General features: G+C 70.6%; 2 protein-coding genes. Both read right to left on the bottom strand.

Annotated elements, in window-relative coordinates:
• Positions 1 to 49: 49 nt before the first annotated feature.
• Entirely contained in the window at positions 50 to 12,775 is a 12,726-nt protein-coding gene (locus tag G6W55_RS22505) for a non-ribosomal peptide synthetase (protein ID WP_175522630.1), read from the bottom strand.
• On the bottom strand, positions 12,772 to 20,607 hold the full coding sequence (locus tag G6W55_RS22510) for a non-ribosomal peptide synthetase (protein WP_175522631.1): 7,836 nt from the start codon (positions 20,605 to 20,607) through the stop codon (positions 12,772 to 12,774). The genes G6W55_RS22505 and G6W55_RS22510 overlap by 4 nt, the downstream gene beginning before the upstream one ends.
• Positions 20,608 to 20,978 lie beyond the last annotated feature (371 nt).

Consider the following 20,978-nt stretch of genomic DNA (forward strand, 5'->3'; position numbering starts at 1 on the left):
TCCTCGCGGAATGCGGACGGGGGATGCCTTGTGGGCGGGCCCGCGAGGGTCACTCGTCGCCGGAGAGTTCATGCAGCTTGGCCGCGAGGATCCGGCCGATCCCGGCCAGCGTGTCCGAGCGGGTCAGCATCGTCCCGTGCTCGCCGGGCACCTCATGGGCCTCGACGGTGCCGCGGACGTACGGCTGCCAGGCCGCGGCCGTGACCGGCGGGTCCTGCTGCTGCGAGCAGGCGATCAGCAGCAGGTCGCCGTCGATCGGGCCGGGCCGGTAGTCGATGGTCAGATGGGTGTTGTTCGCGGAGATCTCGGTGATCGTCGTGAGCCGGTCCTCGTCCAGGTTGGCCAGCACGCTGCCCTGACGGCGCAGGATCTCCCGCGCCTCGGCGAACGTCATCTCCGCGTCGTCGTGCCGGTGACCGCCGTCGTCGACGAGACCGACGTGGTAGAGCAGCATCACCCGGTCGTCGGGGGCGGGCACGTCGGCGTGGGTCAGACCCTGCCAGTCCGGGATGACGTCGAGCACCGCGACCAGCGCCACCGGTTCACCGCGCCGCTGGAACTCCGCGGCCAGCGCGTGCGCGCACAGCCCGCCGAACGACCAGCCGGCCAGATGGTACGGACCGTGCGGCTGCACCGTCTGGATCTGATCGGCGTAGTCCACCGCCATCTCCTCGATGCTGCCCGGCCGCGGTTCCGGACGCGCCAGCCCGCGCGCCTGGATCCCGTACAGCGGGTACCGCGGACCCAGGTGCTTGATGAGCGCGCTGTACGACCAGCCGATGCCGCCGCCCGGATGGATGCAGAACAACGGCGGCCCGCCGCCCCCGGTCCGCAACGGCAGCACCACCTCGTACGAGCCGTCCGCGTCGTCCACGTCGAGCCGCGCCGCGATCCCGGCCGGAGTCGGCGCCTCGAACAGGCTCCGCACACCCAACTCGACACCGAAGGCCGCCCGCAGCCGGGCCATCAGCCGCGTGGCCAGCAGGGAGTGCCCGCCCAGGTCGAAGAAGTCCTCGGCCACCCCGACCACGGGCCGGCCCAGCACCTCCGCGAACAGCTCGCACACCACCTGCTCCTGCGGCGTCGCGGGCGCCCGCCCGATGTCGCCGCGCTCCACGTCGAACGCGGGCAGCGCGGCCCGGTCGAGCTTGCCGTTGGCGGTCAGCGGAAGCCGGTCGAGCGGAACGACGGCGGTGGGCCGCATGTACTCGGGCAGATGACGCCGGATGTGCTCGTGCACGGCCCTGAGCAGCGAACCGGTGTCCCGGCCGGTGGCCGGGCTGGTCGTCCACGACGACAGCGGCCGACCGTCGCCGACGGTGTCCGAGGGCACGTAGACCCCGACGGGAACACCGTCGCCGAGCAGCCCCCGCCTGACGTAGACGACGTCGAGAGCCGCCGGGTCGTACGCGTTCCAGGTGACCGCCGTCCAGTACCCGTGCTCCTCGCCCAGACGATGGAACTCCTCCGGATCGACGCCGGGCGTGACCGGATCGGCAGGCGCCGTCCCGGCTTCGAGCGCGCGCTGTACGGCCAGGTCCCGGGCGATGCGCGCGTGGGGTATGCCGGTCACGCGCAACCGGTCGGGCTGAGCGGTGCGGAGCCGTTCGCCGAGAGAATCCAGGCTGCCGGGCCAGGGGTGCGTGGGGGCGTCGGTGAGGGGCCGGGGTGTGGTGCCGGCTTTGTAGAGGGTGGTGTCGTAGCGGTAGCGGGTGAGTTCGTTGTGGGCGGTGCCGCGCTTGAGCCGGATGTCGGTGCCGGTGACGTCGGGGATGCGGTGGGCGAGTGCGGTGAAGTACTCGGGGTCGATGAGGAGTTCCTTCTCCAGGACCAGGCTCTGTTCGACGGCGCGGCGGACGGCGGGAGTGTCGGTGGGGTCGTCGGCGCGTGCGGTCTGCACTCCGGCGGCGAAGGTGCGCAGCAGACGGGGGTTGCGGACGTCACCGATGAACAAGGCGCCGCCCGGGGCGAGGAGACGGAACGCCTGCTCGATGACCTGGTGCAGGTAATCGGCGTTCGGGAAGTACTGGACCACCGAGTTGAGCACGATCGTGTCGAAGTGGCCCTCCGGAAGCCCGCCCTGCTCGTGCGCGGCCCGGACGCGCAGCCTCACACGGCGCGCCAACTCGGGATCGGCTTCGACATGGCGCCGCAACGCCTCCACCACCACCGGTGAGAAGTCGGTGCCCCAGTACTCCTCGCACGCGGGCGCCAGCTTCGCCAGAAGCAGTCCCGTGCCCACGCCGATCTCCAGGACGCGGCGCGGCCCGAGCGCCCTGATCCGCTCGACCGTGGCCGCACGCCACTCCCGCATCTCGGGGAGCGGGATCGGCCGTCCGTCGTAACTGCTGTTCCAGCCGGAGAAGTCCTCACCGAAACCGGACGCCGGATCGGCCCCGGCTCCCGAGTACAGGGAGTCGTAGAGATCCTGCCACTCACCGATCTGGCTCCGCTCCTCGTCGTCCTTCGCCGTGTCGGTGGTGTCGGGGACGATGTAGGCGGTCAGGCGGGTGTCGCCGGGCTGGTCGTGGTGTGCGATGACGGCGGCCTGGGCGATGTCGGGGTGGTCGGTGAGGGTGTTCTCGATCTCGCCGGGTTCGATGCGGAAGCCGCGGATCTTGAGCTGGTGGTCGGTGCGGCCCAGGTACTCGAGGTTGCCGTCGGGGGTGTGGCGTACGAGGTCGCCGGTGCGGTACATACGGGCGCCGGGTTCGGTGGCGTACGGGTCGGCGACGAAGCGTTCGGCGGTGAGGTGGGGCTTGCCGAGGTAGCCGCGGGCCAGGTGGGCGCCGGAGACATACAGCTCTCCGGTGACGCCGGGCGGTACGGGGCGGAGTTGCGTGTCGAGTACGTAGGTGCGGGTGTTGGCCATGGGGCGGCCGATGGGGACGGTGGGGTGGCCGGTGTAGGGGCGTGGGATGGGGTGGTGGGTGGCGAAGGTGGTGGTCTCGGTGGGGCCGTAGCCGTCGATGACGGTCAACGCAGGGCAGGCGCGCTGGAGTTGCTGGACGGTGGCGCCGGAGACGGCTTCGCCGCCGGTCCACACCTGGTGGACGTGGGTGAGTGTTTCGGGGGTGTGGTCGGTGATGAGGTTGAGGAGGGAGCTGGTGAGCCAGAGTGCGGTGATGCGGTGAGTGGTGATGGTGTGGTGGAGCGTGGGGATGTCGAGGTCGCCTGCGGGGGCGACGACGACGGTTCCGCCGTTGAGGAGGGGGACCCACAGTTCGTAGGTGGAGGCGTCGAAGGCGGTGGGGGAGTGGAGGAGGACGCGTTGGTGGGCGTGGGCGTCGAAGCGAGGGTCCAGCGCGAGGGCGGCGACGTTGCGATGGGTGACGACAATGCCCTTGGGCGTGCCGGTCGAACCGGAGGTGTACATCATGTAGGCCGCGTCCTCGGGACGGACAGCGACGTTCGGCGCTGCGGGACTCTCCACGCCCCGGTCGTCCGCATCGATGACGAACAACTCGGCTGATTCCAGGGGCAGGTGAGACTGCGACGGTGCGTCGGTGACGACGAGTGCGGCACCGGTCTCGGCGATGACGTGGCGGATGCGCTCGGCCGGATACCGGGTGTCGAGAGGGACGTAGACAGCGCCGGCCTTGGCCAGAGCGAGGACGGTGGTGACGGTCGCGGTGGAGCGTTGGAGGAGGACGGCGACGGCGTCCCCGGGGCGGACTCCACGGGCGATCAGTTGGTGCGCGAGCCGATTGGCCAGGGCGTCCAGTTCCGCGTAGGTCAGAGTGTCGGTTCCGCAGGTGACCGCCGGGGCGTCGGGGGTCGTGCTCGCCTGCCGCCCGAACAGTTCGCCGAGGGGAGCGTCGGGCAGAGGCAGGGCGGTGTCGTTGAACTCCACGAGAGTCCGCCGGTGTTCCTCCGCCGAGAGGAGATCGACGTGGCCGAGCGGCCGGTCGGGATCGGCTACGGCCGCGTCGAGGAGCTGTGTCCAGCGGTCGAAGAGGTTCTGGACGGTGGGCGCGTCGTAGATGTCGCTGGAGTACTCGACAGCGCCAGTGATGCCCTGCGGCTCCCCGTGTTCTCCGCGTTGTTCGGCGAGGCTGATGAAGAGGTCGAACTTGGCGGTGCCGGTGCGTCCGGGGTTGATGTCGATGGTGAGGTCGGGGAGTTGGAAGTGGGCTTCGGGGGCGTTCTGGAGAGCGAGCATGGTCTGGAAGAGGGGGTGGTGGGAGAGGGTGCGGGTGGGGTTGAGGAGTTCGACGAGGTACTCGAACGGCACGTCCTGGTGGCCGTAGGCGGCGAGGCTCGTCTCCCGTACCCGCTGGATGAGTTGGTTGAAGGTCGGGTTGCCGCTCGTGTCGGTGCGCAGGACGAGGGTGTTGACGAAGAAGCCGATGAGGTGGTCGAGGGCCTGGTCGGTACGCCCGGCGATCGGACTGCCGAGGGGGATGTCCTCCCCGGCGCCGAGGCGGGTGAGAAGCGCGGCCAAGCCTGCTTGGAGCACCATAAACAGACTGGCGCCGGAAGCCCGTGCCACTTCGGTGAGGCGCCGGTGCAGGTCTGGATCGATGTCGACGGTGACGTAGTCCCCTCGGTACGTCATCACCGTCGGACGCGGGCGATCGGTGGGAAGCGTGAGCTGGTCGGGGAGTTCGGCCAGTGCGTGGGTCCAGTAGTCGATCTGGGTGGCGAAGAGGCTGTCGGGGTCGTTCTGGTCTCCGAGGAGTTCGTTCTGCCACAGGGTGTAGTCGGCGTACTGGACGGGCAGGGGCGGCCATTGGGGTGTCTCGCCCTGGGTGCGTGCGGTGTAGGCGCGGGTGAGATCGGCGGCGAGCGGCCCCAGTGACCAACCGTCCCCCGCGATGTGATGGACGACCAGCAGCAGCACGTACTCCTGAGCCGAGAGCTCGAAGAGGTCGGCGCGCAGGGGAGGTTCGGTCGCGAGGTCGAAGGCGTGCCGGGCCGCCGCTGCCAGTACGTCCGGAAGCTCGGCCTCGGTCGTGGGCGTGACGGCGAGCCGCGGTACGGCCGTCTCGGGGGCCAGCACCCGCTGGCACGGGACGCCCTCGACCTCCGGGAACACCGTGCGCAGACTCTCGTGCCGGGCCACCACGTCACCGAGGGCCGTGCGCAACGCGTCACGGTCCAACTCACCCGTGAGGCGCAGAGCGAGCGGGATGTTGTACGTGGCGCTGGGACCCTCCATCTTGTGGATGAACCACAGCCTGCGCTGCGCGAAGGACAGCGGCATGACGTCGGGCCGTGGCCGCACGGTGAGCGCCAGTCGACCGGGGCCGGCGGTGTCCAGGAGAGCCGCGACCGCGGCCGGGGCGGGGCCCTCGAACAGTGCGCGCAGCTCCAACTCGACGCCGAACGCGGCCCTGATCTGGGCGATCAGCCGGGTGGCCAGCAGCGAGTGCCCACCGAGGTCGAAGAAGTCGTCGTCCACGCCGACGCGCGGCAGTCCGAGGACCTGGGCGAACAGATCGCAGACGATCTGCTCCTGCGGTGTGCGCGGTCCCCGACCCGACCCGGCCGACGCGAACTCCGGTACCGGCAGCGCGGCCCGGTCCAGCTTCCCGTTGGCCGTGAGGGGGAGCCGGTCGAGCGGGACGACGGCCGTCGGGACCATGTAGTCGGGCAGTTGGTGGCGGGCGTGCTCACGAAGCGCGGTGACCAGGGCGCCGGTCCCGCGACGAGCGGCCGGGTCGGTCGTCCACGTGGACAGGGGGGTGTGGGAGGTGCCGGTGTGGAGAGGGGCGTACGTGCCGACCGGGACACGGTCCGCCAGCCGGCTCCGCTCGACGAAGACGACGTCCGCGGCGCCGTGGTCGTGCGTGTTCCAGGTGATGCCGGTCCAGTAGCCGTGCTCGTCGCCCAGGTCGTGGAAGAGCTCCAGGCCGAACTGCGCCGCGCTGACGTCGGCGGGCAGTGGATCGCCCGCGTCGAGGGCCTGCTGGAGGGCGAGTTCGCGGACGAGACGCGGGTTGGGAACGCCGGTCACCCGGAGCCGGTCGGGGCGCGCGGTGCGCAGGTGATCGGCGAGGGAGTCCAGGTCCCCGGCCCACGGCCGGGTGGGGGTGTCGGTGAGGGGTTCGGGTGTGGTGCCGGTCTTGTAGAGGGTGGTGTCGTAGCGGTAGCGGGTGAGTTCGTTGTGGGCGGTGCCGGCTTTGAGCCGGATGTCGGCGCCGGTGATGTCGGGGACGTGCTGGCTGAGCGCGGTGAAGTACTCCGGGTCGATGAGGAGTTCCTTCTCCAGGACCAGGCTCTGTTCGACTGCACGGCGGACGGCGACGGTGTCGGTGGGGTCGTCGGCACGCGCGATCTGCACTCCGGCGGCGAAGGTGCGCAGCAGACGGGGGTTGCGGACGTCACCGATGAACAGGGCACCGCCCGGGGCGAGCGCCCGGACCGCGTTGTGGATCACCTGCTCCAGGTATCCGGCGTTCGGGAAGTACTGGACCACCGAGTTGAGCACGATCGTGTCGAAGTGGCCCGTCGGAAGACCGTCGAAGTCGTGGGCGGGCCGGGCGTGGAGCCGGACGCGCGCGGCCAGGACGGGATCGTCCTCGACGTGGCGCCTCAGATCCTCGATGACGGTGTCGGAGAAGTCCGTGCCCCAGTACTCCTCGCACGCGGGCGCCAGCTTCGCCAGGAGCAGGCCGGTACCCACGCCGATCTCCAGGACGCGGCGCGGTCCGAGCGCCCTGATGCGGTCGACGGTCGCGTCACGCCACTCCCGCATCTCGGCCGGCGGGATCGGCTCACCGTCGTAACTGCTGTTCCAGCTCGCGAAGTTCTCACCGAACGCCGTCCTCGGCGCCGTGGTGTACACGGAGTCGTACAGGTGCTGCCACTCGCCGAGCTGGTCCTGCTCCACAGCCTGGTCATGCGCCCGGGCCGAGGTGTCCGCGACGACGTACGCGACGAGGCGTGCGTCGCCGGGCTGGTCCTCACGGACGACGACGGCGGCCTGGGCGATGTCGGGGTGGTCGGTGAGCGTCGTCTCGATCTCGCCGGGTTCGATACGGAAGCCGCGGATCTTGACCTGGTGGTCGGCGCGGCCGATGAACTCCAGCTCCCCGTCGGGGTTCCAGCGCACCAGGTCGCCGGTGCGGTACATACGGGCGCCGGGTTCGGCGGCGTAGGGGTCGGCGAGGAACCGCTCCGCCGTGAGGCCGGGCCTGCCCAGATAGCCGCGGGCGACACCGGCCCCCGCGATGTACAGCTCGCCCACCACTCCGGGCGCCACCAACTCCAGCCCCGAACCCAGCACATAGACACGGGTGTTGGAGATCGGCCGGCCGATCGGTGGGACGCCCGTACCGCCGGCCAGATCGGCGGCGGTCGACCAGATGGTGGTCTCGGTGGGCCCGTACAGGTTCGTCAGATCGTCCGTGAGCGCACGCATCGACTCGGCGAGCGGCGTGGGCAGAGCCTCGCCGCCCACCAGCATCCGCAGACCGCGCAGGGACTCCGGCTCATGGGCGACCAGCAGTTGCCACAGGGACGGTGTCCCCTGCACGACCGTGACACCGTGCCGGGCGATCAGGTCGAGGACGGCGGACGGCTGAGGGACGGCCTCCTTGGGCGCGAGGACGACCGTGGCACCCGACAGAAGCGGGTGGTACAGCTCCAGCGCGGCGATGTCGAAAGCCACCGTCGTGACCGCGAGCAGCCGTTCCTCCGGCCGGAGCGGGACCTTGCGCCGCATGGCGTCCAGGAAGTTGAGCAGCGCCGAGTGCGGCACGACCACGCCCTTGGGACGGCCGGTCGAACCGGATGTGTAGATCACGTACGCGGCGTCGGCGGCCCGCAGCGGTGCCCCGCGGTCCGTGTCGTCCGGGTCCGTGTCAGGGCAGTCGGCGAGCAGCGCCCGCACATCCGGGGAGTCCAGCACCAGTCGCTCGGTCGAGCCGCCGCCTGGCGTGGTCCGGGAGTCGGTCGCCAGGGTGGTGAGCAGCAGGGCGGGCCGCGCGTCCTCCACCACGTACTCGATGCGCCCGACCGGGTGGTCGGGGTCCAGCGGCAGGTACGCGGCACCGGCCTTGAGCACGGCCAACAGGGCGACGACCAGATCCGTGGACCGCGGCAGCGCCAGGGCGACCACGCGTTCCGGTCCGGCACCCCGGCGGAGCAGGGCATGAGCCAGCCGGTTGGCGGATCGGTTCAGCTCCGCGTAGGTCAGGGACGTGTTCGACGCGTCCCCGGCGATCACAGCCACCGCGTCAGGGGTCTCGGCGGCCTGCTCGGCGAAACGGGCCGGCAGCAGGGCTTCACCGACCTCGGTGTCGGTCTCGGTGCCCTGCCAGGTGTCGAGCAACTGCCGCTGTTCCTCGGCCGAGAGAAGGTCGATGTGTCCGAGCGGCCGGTCGGGGTGGGTGGTGGCGGCGTCGAGGAGCTGGGTCCAGCGGTGGAAGAGGTTCTGGACGGTGGGCGGGTCGTAGATGTCGCTGGAGTATTCGATGGCGCCGGTGATCCCTTGGGGTTCGCCGTGCGGTCCGCGTTGTTCGGCGAGGCTGATGAAGAGGTCGAATTTGGCGGTGCCGGTGCGTCCGGGGTTGATGTCGATGGTGAGGTCGGGGAGTTGGAAGTGGGCTTCGGGGGCGTTCTGGAGGGCGAGCATGGTCTGGAAGAGGGGGTGGTGGGACAAGGTGCGGGTGGGGTTGAGGAGTTCGACCAGGTACTCGAAGGGGACGTCCTGGTGGGCGTAGGCGGCGAGGCTGGTCTCCCGTACTCGCTGGATGAGTTCGGTGAAGGTCGGGTTGCCGCTCGTATCGGTGCGCAGGACAAGGGTGTTGACGAAGAACCCGATGAGGTGGTCCAGGGCCTGGTCCGTACGCCCGGCGATCGGACTGCCCAGCGGGATGTCCTCCCCGGCGCCCAGACGGGTGAGAAGCGCCGCGAGTCCGGCTTGCAGGACCATGAACAGACTGGCCCCGGAAGCCCGTGCGAGGTCGGTGAGACGTTGATGGAGTTCGGGGTCGATGTCGACGGTGAGGTAATCGCCTCGGTACGTCATGACCGCTGGGCGGGGCCGGTCGGTGGGGAGCGCGAGTTGATCGGGGAGGCCGGCGAGGGTCTCGGTCCAGTAGTCGATCTGGGTGGCGAAGAGGCTGTCGGGGTCGTTCTGGTCGCCGAGGAGTTCGTTCTGCCAGAGGGTGTAGTCGGCGTACTGCACGGGCAGGGGCGCCCATTGGGGTGTCTCGCCCTGGGTGCGTGCGGTGTAGGCGCGGGTGAGGTCGTCGGCGAGCGGCCCGAGCGACCAGCCGTCCCCCGCGATGTGATGCATGATCAGGAAGAGGACACACCGGTCGGGCGCGAGCCGGTACAGCTCGGCGCGCAGGGGAGGTTCGGTCGCCAGGTCGAAGGTGTGGCGGGCCGCTGATGCCAGGGCGTCCGGCAGCTCGGCCTCGGTGACGTGAGTGGTGGGCAGGTCGACGGTCACGTCGTCGAGGACGTGCTGATACGGCCTGCCGTCCACCTCGTGGAACACCGTGCGCAGACTCTCGTGCCGGGCCACCACGTCACCGAGGGCCGCACGCAACGCGTCTCGGTCCAGCTCGCCCGTAAGCCGCAGGACCAAAGGGATGTTGTAAGTGGCGCTCTGCCCTTCCATCTTGTGCAGGAACCACAGCCGGCGCTGCGCGAACGACAGCGGGACCGCCTCGGGCAACTGCTGCTTGGTCAGGGCGAGTCGTGCCGGCCCTGCGGTGTCGAGCCGAGCCGCGACCGCGCCCGCGGTCCGTGCCTCGAAGAGGGTGCGCAGGCCGATCTCGACACTGAGGGACGCCCGAATGCGTGCGATCAGCCGGGTGGCAAGCAACGAGTGCCCGCCGAGGTCGAAGAAGTCGTCGTCCACGCCGACGCGCGGCAGTCCGAGAACCTGGGCGAACAGATCGCACACGATCTGCTCCTGCGGCGTACGCGCCTCCCGCCCAGCTCCGGCCGCCGCGAACTCCGGCGTCGGCAACGCGGCCCGGTCCAGTTTGCCGTTGGCCGTGAGGGGGAGGGAGTCCAGAAGTACGACGGCCGAGGGCACCATGTGCTCGGGCAGTCGGTCGCGCGCGAACTCCCGTACATCGGCTGCCCGTAGCGCCTTCTGCACCACCACGTAAGCCACCAGCCGGGCCCTGCCGGGCTGGTCCTCGCGAGTGACGACGGCGGCTTGAGCGATGTCGGGGTGGTCGGTGAGCGTCGTCTCGATCTCGCCGGGTTCGATACGGAAGCCGCGGATCTTGACCTGGTGGTCGGCGCGGCCGATGAACTCCAGCTCCCCGTCGGGGTTCCAGCGGACCAGGTCGCCGGTGCGGTACATGCGGGCCCCGGGTTCGGCGGCGTAGGGGTCCGCGACGAAACGCTCAGCGGTCAGTCCTGGCCTGCCGAGATAGCCGCGAGCGACACAGGCCCCCGCGACATACAGCTCGCCCACCACACCGGGCGCCACCAACTCCAGCCCTGAACCCAGCACATACGCACGGGTGTGGGAGATCGGCCGACCGATCGGGGCGGAGAGTGGCCACGTGCCGGGGTCGGCGCCCAGGGTGTGGGCCGTGACCACATGCGTCTCGGTGGGACCGTAGTGGTTGTGCAGCACGCGGCCCGGCGCCGACCGTTGGAACTCACGGACCACGCTGCTCAGTGTCAACGCCTCGCCCGCCTGTGCGACGGTCCGCAGCCTCGGCATCGCACGTCCCTGCTCCACGGCGGCCTCGGCGACGGCCTCCACCACCAGGTTCGGCGCGAAGAGTTCCTCCACCCGCTGCTCGTCGAGCCACTCGGCGAACCGGGCCGCGTCACGCCGGACGTCCTCGTCGGGGACCACCAGCGTCTTGCCGTAGGCCAGGGCCGACAGCATCTCCTGCGCGGACACGTCGAAGCTGATCGCCGTGAACTGCGCGACCCGCGTGCCCGGTTCGCCGCCGACCGATCGGTGATGCCACTCCAAAAGGTTCACCAGGGCGCCCGCGGGCATGACGACGCCCTTGGGCCGGCCGGTGGAACCCGAGGTGTAGATGACGTAGGCGGGGTGGTCGGGGGCGAGAGCGGTGGTCAGGTTGTGAGGGGGCTGGTGGGTGAGGTCGAGGGTGTCGAGGTGCAGGCGTGGTGTGTCGGTGGGCAGGGTGGCGTCGGCCGTCGTGAGGAGAAGCGTGGGCCGGGCATCGCTGATCATGTGGGACAGGCGGGCGGACGGGTACGCGGGGTCGAGGGGGAGGTAGGCGGCACCCGCCTTGAGGACGGCGAGGACGGCTGTGACCAACTCCGGGGAGCGGGGCAGGGCCAAGGCCACGATGTGCTCGGGGCCGATGCCGTGGGTGGTGGTGAGCAGATGCGCCAGCCGGTTGGCGCTTTCGTTGAGTTCCTCGTAGCTCAGCGTGGTGTCGTCGCAGACCACGGCCGTCGTCCGGGGTGTGCGGGCGGCCTGGGCCTCGAACAGCTCGGGCAGGGTGCTCTGCGACGGCTTCCGCACCTCTGTGGCGGGGAGCAGCGCGGCGCGCTCCTCCGAAGTGAGCAGGTCGATCCGGCCGATCGGCCGGTCGGGGTCGGTGACGACGAGGTCGAGAACCCGGATCAGCCGGTCGAGGAACCCGGCGGCCGTGGCCCGGTCGAAGAGATCGTCGCGGTAGTCCAGGCGCAGGTAGAGACGGCGGCCCGGGGCGGCGATCAGGGTCAGCGGATAGTGGGTCGCGTCGCGTGCGCGGCCCAGGTCCGGGGTGATGCGCAGCCCGGTGTCCGGCCGGTCGGCGGGGTCGTCCCACGGGTAGTTCTCGAACACCAAGGAGGTGTCGAACAGGTCGCCCAGTCCGGCGAGTTGCTGGATGCGGGCCAGCCCCAGGTGGTGGTGCGGAGTGAGCCGCGACTGCGCGTCCTGGAGCCGTACGACGGTCGACAGCAGCGACTGCGCCGGATCCAGCGGAACCCGCACCGGCACCATGTTGATGAGGAGGCCCACCATGTCCTCGACGCCGGGCAGTTGAGGGTCACGGCCGGCGACGACGGCCCCGAACACCACGTCGTCGTGGCCCGTGCGGCGGCTCAGCACCAGACCCCAGGCCGCCTGGAGAACGGTGTTCAGGGTCACCCCCTGCCGACGCGCCCACTCGGCCAGCGCCGCCGTGCGATCTTCGTACAGCTCCACCGTGATCCGCTCCGGCATCAGCCCGGGACGGCCCGGATCCACCGGAGTGAGCAACGTCGGCTGCTCCAGGTCGGCGAGTGCCTCCCGCCAGGCCGTCTCGGCCGCCGGCCGGTCCTGCCGTGTGAGCCAGCTCAGGTACTGCCGGTAGGGGGTGGGCCGGGGCAGCGCGGCGGCGTCGCTCCGGCTGTCGTACAGCGTGGTCAGTTCGCGCAGGAGGATGGGCATCGACCAGCCGTCGAGCAGGATGTGATGGGTCGTCATCAACAGGCGGTGGCGCTCCCCGGGCATCCGCACCAGGGTGAAGCGCAGCAGGGGCGGCTCGGCCAGGTCGAATCGGCGGCGGTGCTCCTTGGCTGCGAGCCGCGCCAGCTCCGCTTCCGCCTCGGCGCCGGGCAGCGCTGCCAGGTCGAACTCGTCCCAGGGCAAGTCGAACTGACGTGGAATCAGTTGCACGGTCTGGCCCGAGTCCACCTGCCGGAATCCGGCGCGCAGGTTCGGGTGCCGCTGGACCAGCGCGCGGGCCGCGGCCCGCAGGCGGGCCCCGTCGAGGGCGCCTTCGATGTCGAAGACGTGCTGCACCGCGTAGACGTCCGCGCCGTCCTGCTCGTAGCGGGAGTGGAACAGCAACCCCTCCTGCATGGGGGAGAGGGGAAGGATGTCTTCCAGGCCGGACGACGTCATGTCTGATTCCTCCACGCGGCTTCGAGCTGCTCGATGTCGTGCTGGCTGAGTTCGGTCAGGGGGAAGTCCGAGGGCGTGTGGCCGCCCGTGCCGGACCGGTCGCCGTGGCGGACCAGTCCCCGGATCGCCTGGAACCAGTGGTCGGCGAGGACCCGGACGTGCCGCTCGCGCCAGAGATCCGGGGCCCAGGTCCAGACGGCTTCCAGCACCGGCCCGTCCGGCGCGTCGCGGACCATGGAGTTGACCTCCAGCCCGTGGGCCAGGGCGGTCGCCGGATCGGCGCCGCTCAGCAGGCCGGTCTCCGTCTCCGACGCCACGGCCCACCCCGGAGTGCCGGGAACCACCGGTGTGCCCGCGGAGGGGAACCGACCGAGGTAGTTGAACCCGATCTGCGGTACGGCGAGCCCGGCCAGCCCCGGCCCGATCTCGGGATTCAGGTGACGCAGCAGGCCGAAGCCCAGGCCCCGGTCGGGCAGTGCGCGCACCTGTTCCTTGACCCGCTTCAGCGCCGGCCCGAGGCCCGGCCCGCCGCCGGTGACCTCCTCCCAGGCCAGGGGTCCCGGGTCGACGCGGACGGGATACAGCGAGGTGAACCAGCCCACGGTGCGTGACAGGTCCACGCCCTCGGCGATCTCCTCACGCCCGTGCCCCTCCACGTCCACCAGCAGCGCCGAGTGCCGTCCGCGGGCATGCGTGCGGCGCCACTGCGCGACCGCCAGGGCGAGCGCGGTCAGCAGGACATCGTCCACCCCGGCGTGGAAGGCCGTCGGGACGGTGGTGAGAAGCGGGGTGGTGACCTCGGGCGGCAGGGAGAACCCGACCTCGCGGGCCCGGCCCACGGTGTCCCGTACGGGATCCAGCCGGTCGACGGTCAACGGCGGGTCGGCCGCGCCGAGCACGCCGGTCCACAGGGCCGCCTCGGCGGCACGGGCCGGCCGTCGGGCCTCCGCCGCGAGGATCCCCGACCAGCGGCGCAGCGACGTGCCCACGGGATACAGCCGCGGCGGCCGGCCGAGCCTTGCGTCCTCACAGGCCGTGACGAGATCCGGAAGCAGGATCCGCCAGGACACTCCGTCCACCGCGAGATGGTTGACGACGAACAACAGCCTGCCCGGACGCGCCGGTCCGGCGTCGAACCAGACCACCTGCACCAGCAGCCCCCGTGTGGCCGACAACCGGGCCGACGCCGCCTCCGCCTCCACGCGGACCAGCGCCTGATCCACACCGGCGTCACCGGTCTCGACGCAGCGCACCACGTCCCCGGCCAGCACGGAGCCCACCGGCCCGACCGCCAGCGACCACGTTCCGCCGTCCGGATCACTGCTCGGCGTCCGGGTCAGCCGCAGCGCGTCATGGTGGTCCACGAGCGCCTGCACAGCCGTGTTGAGGTCGTCCTCGCGGAGCCCGGCGGGCGCCTCCAGCAGCATCGCCTGATGGAACGCGTCCACGCGGCCGCCGCGCGCGTCGAACCAGCGCATGATCGGGGTCGGTTCGACGGTGCCCACGCCCGTGTCGTCGGCGTCCGAGGCCGACCCCGCCAACTCCTCGGCGACCACAGCGAGTCCGGCCACCGTCCGCTGCTCGAAGACGTCCCGGACCGCGAACCCGACGCCCGCCGAACGCGCCAGGCTGACCAGACGGATCGAGACGATGCTGTCCCCGCCGAGCGCGAAGAAGTCGTCGTCGGGCCCGACCCGATCCACGCCGAGAGCCCGCGCGAACAACTCCCCGAGAAGCCGCTCACGCGCGGTACGCGGCTTCCGGCGCGGAGCATCCGTGTGCGCCGCCGACTCGGGCGCGGGCAGCGCGGCCCGGTCGAGCTTCCCGTTGGCTGTCAACGGCAACCGGTCGAGCGCGACGAACGCGGACGGCACCATGTACTCCGGCAGCCGCCGCCGCACGAACTCCCGCAGACCTTCCGGCGTTACGGCGGTGTCGGCGACGACGTATGCGGTGAGGCGTCGGGCGTTGCCGGGCTGGTCGTGGTGGGCGATGACGGCGGCTTGGGTGACGTCGGGGTGGTCGGTGAGGGTGTTCTCGATCTCGCCGGGTTCGATGCGGAAGCCGCGGATCTTGAGCTGGTGGTCGGTACGGCCCAGGTATTCGAGATCGCCGTCGGCGTTCCAGCGCACCAGGTCCCCGGTGCGGTACATACGGGCGCCGGGTTCGGTGGCGTACGGGTCCGCGACGAAGCGTTCCGCGGTCAGCCCGGGCCGGTTCAGATAGCCACGGGCGAGACCGGCGCCGGCGATGTGCAGTTCGCCGGTGACGCCGGGCGGTACGGGTTGGAGGTGGGGGTCGAGTACGTAGGTGCGGGTGTTGGCCATGGGGCGGCCTATGGGGACGGTGGGGTGGCCGGTGTAGGGGCGGGGGACGGGGTGGTGGGTGGCGAAGGTGGTGGTCTCGGTGGGGCCGTAGCCGTCGATCACGGTCAACGCAGGGCAGGCGCGCTGGAGTTGCTGGACGGTCGCGCCGGAGACGGCCTCGCCGCCGGTCCACACCTGGTGTACGTGGGTGAGTGTTTCGGGGGTGTGGTCGGTGATGAGGTTGAGGAGGGAGCTGGTGAGCCAGAGCGCGGTGACGCGCTGAGTGGTGATGGTGTCGTGCAGGGTCGGCATGTCGAGGTCGCCTGCGGGGGCGACGACGACGGTTCCGCCGTTGAGGAGGGGGACCCACAGTTCGTAGGTGGAGGCGTCGAAGGCGGTGGGGGAGTGGAGGAGGACGCGTTGGTGGGCGTGGGCGTCGAAGCGGGGGTCAAGTGCGAGGGCGGTGACGTTGCGGTGGGTGACGACGATGCCCTTGGGTGTCCCCGTCGAACCGGAGGTGTACATCACGTAGAGCGCATCGTCCGGGTGCACGGCGACATTCGGTGCCTGCGGCTCGCCACCAGCCAGGTCGCCGGCGTCGATGACGAGCACGTCGGCTGCCCCTGGCGGGAGTTGAGACTGCGTCGTCGTGTCGGTGACGACGAGCGAGGCGGCGGCGCCGGTGTCGGTGAGGACATGGCGGATGCGTTCGGCCGGGTAGCGGGTGTCGAGGGGGACGTGGACGGCGCCGGCCTTGGTCAGGGCGAGGACGGTGACGACCGTTGCGGTGGAGCGTTGCAGGAGAACGGCGACGGCGTCCCCGGGCCGGACTCCGTGGGCGATCAGCCTGTGCGCAAGCTCGTTGGCGCGGGCGTCCAGTTCCGCATAGGTCAGCGTCGTGGTGCCGCAGGTGACTGCCGGGGCGTCTGGGGTCCTGTTCACTTGCCGCGCGAACAGCTCGCCGAGAGAGGCGTCGGGCAGTGGCAAGGCGGTGTCGTTGAACTCCACCAGAGTCCGCCGGTGTTCCTCCGCCGAGAGGAGGTCGATGTTGCTCAGCGGGCCGTCGGGATCGGACACGGCCGCGTCCAGTAACCGGACCCACCGGTCGAAGAGATCCCGGACGGTGGGCGCGTCGTAGATGTCGCTGGAGTACTCGACAGCACCGGTGATGCCCTGCGGATCACCGCGCTCACCCCGCCGCTCGGCAAGGCTGAAGAACAGGTCGAACTTCGCCGTGCCCGTCCTGCCCAACTCGACACCGGCGCGCAGTCCCGGTAGCTCGAACTCGGTCTCGGGGGCGTTCTGGAGGGCGAGCATGGTCTGGAAGAGCGGGTGGTGGGAGAGAGTGCGGGTGGGATCGAGAAGTTCGACCAGGTGCTCGAAGGGCACGTCCTGGTGGGCGTAGGCGGCGAGATTGGTCTCCCGTACGCGCTGGACCAGATCGCCGAAGGTCGGGTTGCCGCTCGTATCGGTGCGCAGGACAAGGGTGTTGACGAAGAACCCGATGAGATGGTCGAGAGCCTGGTCCGTACGCCCGGCGATGGGGCTGCCCAGCGGGATGTCCTCCCCGGCGCCCAGACGGGTGAGGAGAGCGGCCAGTCCCGCTTGCAGGACCATGAACAGGCTGGCCCCCGAAGCCCGTGCGAAGTCGGTCAGACGTAGATGGAGTTCGGGGTCGATGTCGACGGTGAGGTAGTCACCTCGATACGTCATCACCGCCGGGCGAGGCCGGTCGGTGGGGAGCGTGAGCTGATCGGGCAGACCGTCCAGCGCGTGGGTCCAGTAGTCGATCTGGGTGGCGAACAGGCTGTCGGGGTCGTTCTGGTCGCCGAGGAGTTCGTTCTGCCACAGGGTGTAGTCGGCGTACTGGACCGGCAGAGGTGACCACTTCGGCGCCTGCCCCTGCGTCCACGCGGCGTACGCCTCCGTCAGCTCCCGGGACAGCGGACCGAGGGACCACCCGTCGCCGGCGATGTGATGCACCACGACCAGGAGGGCGTGCTCCTCTGCCGAGAGCGTGAACAACTGGGCACGCAGCGGAGGTTCGGCCGCCAGGTCGAAGGCGTACCGGGCAGCCGATGCGAGTACGTCCGGCAGCTCCGCCTCGGTCGTGGGCGTGACCGCGAGGTGTGGTACGGCCGTCTCGGGGGCCAGCACCTGCTGACACGGCATGCCGTCGACCTCGGGGAACACCGTGCGCAGACTCTCGTGCCGGGCCACCACCTCGGCGAGAGCCGCACGCAGCGCGTCACGGTCCAGCTCACCGGACAGCCGCACCACGAGAGGAATGTTGTACGTGGCGCTCGGCCCCTCCATCCGGTGCAGAAACCACAGCCGCCGCTGGGCCGAGGAGAGCGGCAGAACCCGCGGACGCTCCCGGACGGTCAGCGCCGGCCTCGCGGGCGCCGCGGTGTCCAGGAGTGCCGCCACCGCGGCCGGGGTCGAACCCTCGAACAGGGCACGCAGCTCCAGCTCGACGCCCAACGCGGCCCGGACTTGGGCGATCAGCCGGGTGGCCAGCAGCGAGTGCCCACCGAGGTCGAAGAAGTCGTCGTCCACGCCGACGCGCGGCAGCCCGAGCACCCGGGCGAACAGATCGCACACGATCTGCTCCTGCGGAGTGCGCGGCCCCCGACCCGACCCGGCCGCCGCGAACTCCGGTGCGGGCAGCGCCGCGTGGTCCAGCTTGCCGTTGGCCGTCAGGGGAAGGGAATCCAGGAGTACGACGGCCGCGGGCACCATGTGCTCAGGCAGCCGATCGCGCGCGAACTCCCGTATCTCCTCCGCCCGGAGGGCCTCCCGCGCCACCACGTACGCGACCAGGGAAGCATCGCCGGACTGTTCCCGGCGGACCACCACCGCGGCCTCGGTCACGCCTGAGTGGTCGGTGAGGACCTTCTCGATCTCGCCGGGTTCGATACGGAAGCCGCGGATCTTGACCTGGTGGTCGGCCCGTCCGACGAACTCCAGCTCACCGTCGGGGTTCCAGCGGACCAGGTCGCCGGTGCGATACATACGGGCGCCAGGCGCGTCGGCGTACGGGTCCGCGACGAAGCGCTCCGCGGTCAGGCCGGGCTTGCCCAGGTAGCCGCGGGCGACACCGGCCCCCGCGACATACAGCTCGCCCACCACACCGGGCGCCACCAACTCCAGCCCCGAACCCAGCACATAGGTGCGCAGATCGGGGATGCCCACCCCGATCACGCTCGCTGCCGCACCGGTCGCCCGCTCGCGGGTCAGCGGCTGGTACGTGACATGCACCGTGGTCTCGGTGATGCCGTACATGTTGACCAGTTGCGGCGCGTCGTCGGCGTGGCGCTCGTACCAGTCGGTGAGGCGGGACGGTTGCAGCGCCTCACCGCCGAACACCACGGTACGCAGGGCGAGGTGACGCCCCGGCCGGGAGGCGTCGGCCTGCGCCAACTGGTAGAAGGCCGACGGGGTCTGGTTGAGGACCGTGACGCCGTGCTCCGCCAGCAGGTCGAGAAACGCGCCCGGCGTCCGGCTGACCTCGTAGGGCACCACGACCAGCCGGCCACCGTGCAGCAGCGCGCCCCACAACTCCCAGACGGAGAAGTCGAAGGCGTACGAGTGGAACAGCGTCCACACGTCGTCGGGGCCGAAGCCGAACCACTTCCGGGTCGCGTCGAAGAGCCGCACCACGTTCCGGTGGGTGTTGACGACGCCCTTGGGTCGGCCGGTGGAGCCGGAGGTGTAGATGACGTAGGCCGGGTGGTCGGGGGCGAGAGCGGTGATGGGGTTGTGGGCGGGCTGGTGGGTGAGGTCGAGGGTGTCGAGGTGAAGGCGGGGCGTGTCGCTGGGCAGGTTGGCGTCGGTCGTGGTGAGCAGGAGGGCGGGCCGTGCGTCGCTGATCATGTGGGTGAGACGGGCGGGTGGATAGGCGGGGTCGAGAGGCACATAGGCGGCACCGGTCTTGAGGACGGCGAGGACGGCGACGATCAGCTCGGGGGAGCGCGGCAGGGCCAGGGCCACGATGTGCTCGGGGCCGAGGCCGCGCCCGCCGGCCAGCACATGCGCCAGCCGATTGGCGCGCTCGTTGAGTTCCTGGTAGCTCAGCGTGGTGTCGTCACAGACCACGGCCGTCGCTTCCGGTGTCCGGGCGGCCTGTGCCTCGAAGAGTTCCGGCAGGGTGCTTGTCGACGGTACGGGGGCCTCGGTGGCGGGCAGCAACGCGGCTCGCTCCTCCGAGGTGAGCAGCTCGATCCGGCCGATCGGATCGTCAAGCGCAGTCGCCGTGACCGCCCTCAACGCGATGAGCAGACGCCGATGATGAGCGGCCAGCTCGGGTGCCGTGCAGAGTTCGGGATGGGCGTTCAGGTCGACCGTCGGGCCGGTGCCGTCGCGTCGGTCCCACACGGCGAGCGTGAGGTCGCCCACCAGCCCTGAGGAGAGGTTGTGGGCGGTGGTCGGCAGGCCGGCGAACGTGATCGCGTAGTCGAAGGACATGACGTTGACGATCGGCGTGAACCACGTCCCCGTACTGCCGGGCAGCGCCAGGTCCCGCTGGATGTCCTCGGCCCGGTACCGCTGATGGGCGCCCAGTTCGCGTACACGGGTTCCGACCTGGCCGAGGAGTTCACCGAGCGTCAGGTCCGGTCGGAGCGACAGCCTGAGGGGGAGGACGTTGGAGGCGGTGCCGGGCGTCCGCCGCTGCACCTGGTCCAGGCGTGCCGTCACCGGCAGTCCGAGCACCACGGTCGATGCGCCGGTCGCCCGATGGACATGGAAGGCCGCGGCGGCGATGACCAGGTGCGACCAGGGGACCCGCGCCCGGCGCGCGGCGTCGCGCAGCTCGGTCAGTTCCGCCGGATCCAGTGCCGTCGTGTGCCGGAGATAGTGCTCCGGGGTGGTCGTTGGCCGGCCGACGATCCCGGCCGGCTCGGGGCGATCGGCGAGGCGATCCGTCCAGTACGACCTGTCCTGGGCGAATCGGTCCGACGCCCGGTACTTCTCGTCGGCGGCCACCAGGTCGGACAGTGACCCGAACGGGCTCGCCCCGACCGGGCCGCCCTCGACGAGTGCGCTGTAGACGTCGGCGACCCTGCGTGTGATCAGCAGGGATCCGAAGGCGTCCATCACCGCGTGGTGGTAGCCCTGGTACCAGTGGAAGCGGTCGGCGCTCAGTCGCAGGAGCGCGTGGTCGAACAGCCGGTCCTCTTCGAGGTTCATCGGCCGGGCGACCGCGGCGTCCAGCCAGTCGCGGGCGGCACGTTCGGGATCCGGCTCCGCGCTCAGGTCGACCAGGTCGGGCGACCAGTCGCCGGGCTCCTGGACGGCCTGCCGGACCTCACCGCGCTGCTCGACAAAGCGGACATGCAGGGCGTCGGCCTCGGCGACGACCCGTTTCAGGGCCTGTGCGAAGAGCGCCGGATCCACGGATCCGTGGATCTCCAGATATTCGCCCACCCGGAATACGCGATTCGTTTCCTTGAGTTGCTGCTCGGCGATCCATATCTCGCGCTGCGCAGCCGTGAGGGGCAGCGTCGTGCCAACACTGACGGACAAGTCTCCACCTCCGAGATATCCCCCGCACGGACGGCCGGAGAGGCAGGAATAAAAACTCACAACGGCCCGGAAAGCGGGCCGACAATTCGAAGCGCACCAGTGGAACGGCTGCCGTCGGGCAATGAGGAGCGATGCGGCTAGCCGTACGCGCTGAAATCGGGCACAACTGCCCGGAATCACAACCGAGGAGAACCTAACCCCGGGAAGTTCTGAGGGTCAAGGAGATCAATGGGCTATGCCACACGCATGTCCCGCCGGCGGGACAACGGGACCGCCCGCCGAAGCCGGCACACGCGCCTGACGGCGGTCCGGCGTGCGCCTTCACCGTGTCGGCGCACCTGAAACTCCCTTGTGAAGGGCCGGTGAACCTT

The organism is Streptomyces sp. CAI-85 (genome assembly GCF_013363615.1).
Classification (GTDB): domain Bacteria; phylum Actinomycetota; class Actinomycetes; order Streptomycetales; family Streptomycetaceae; genus Streptomyces; species Streptomyces antibioticus_B.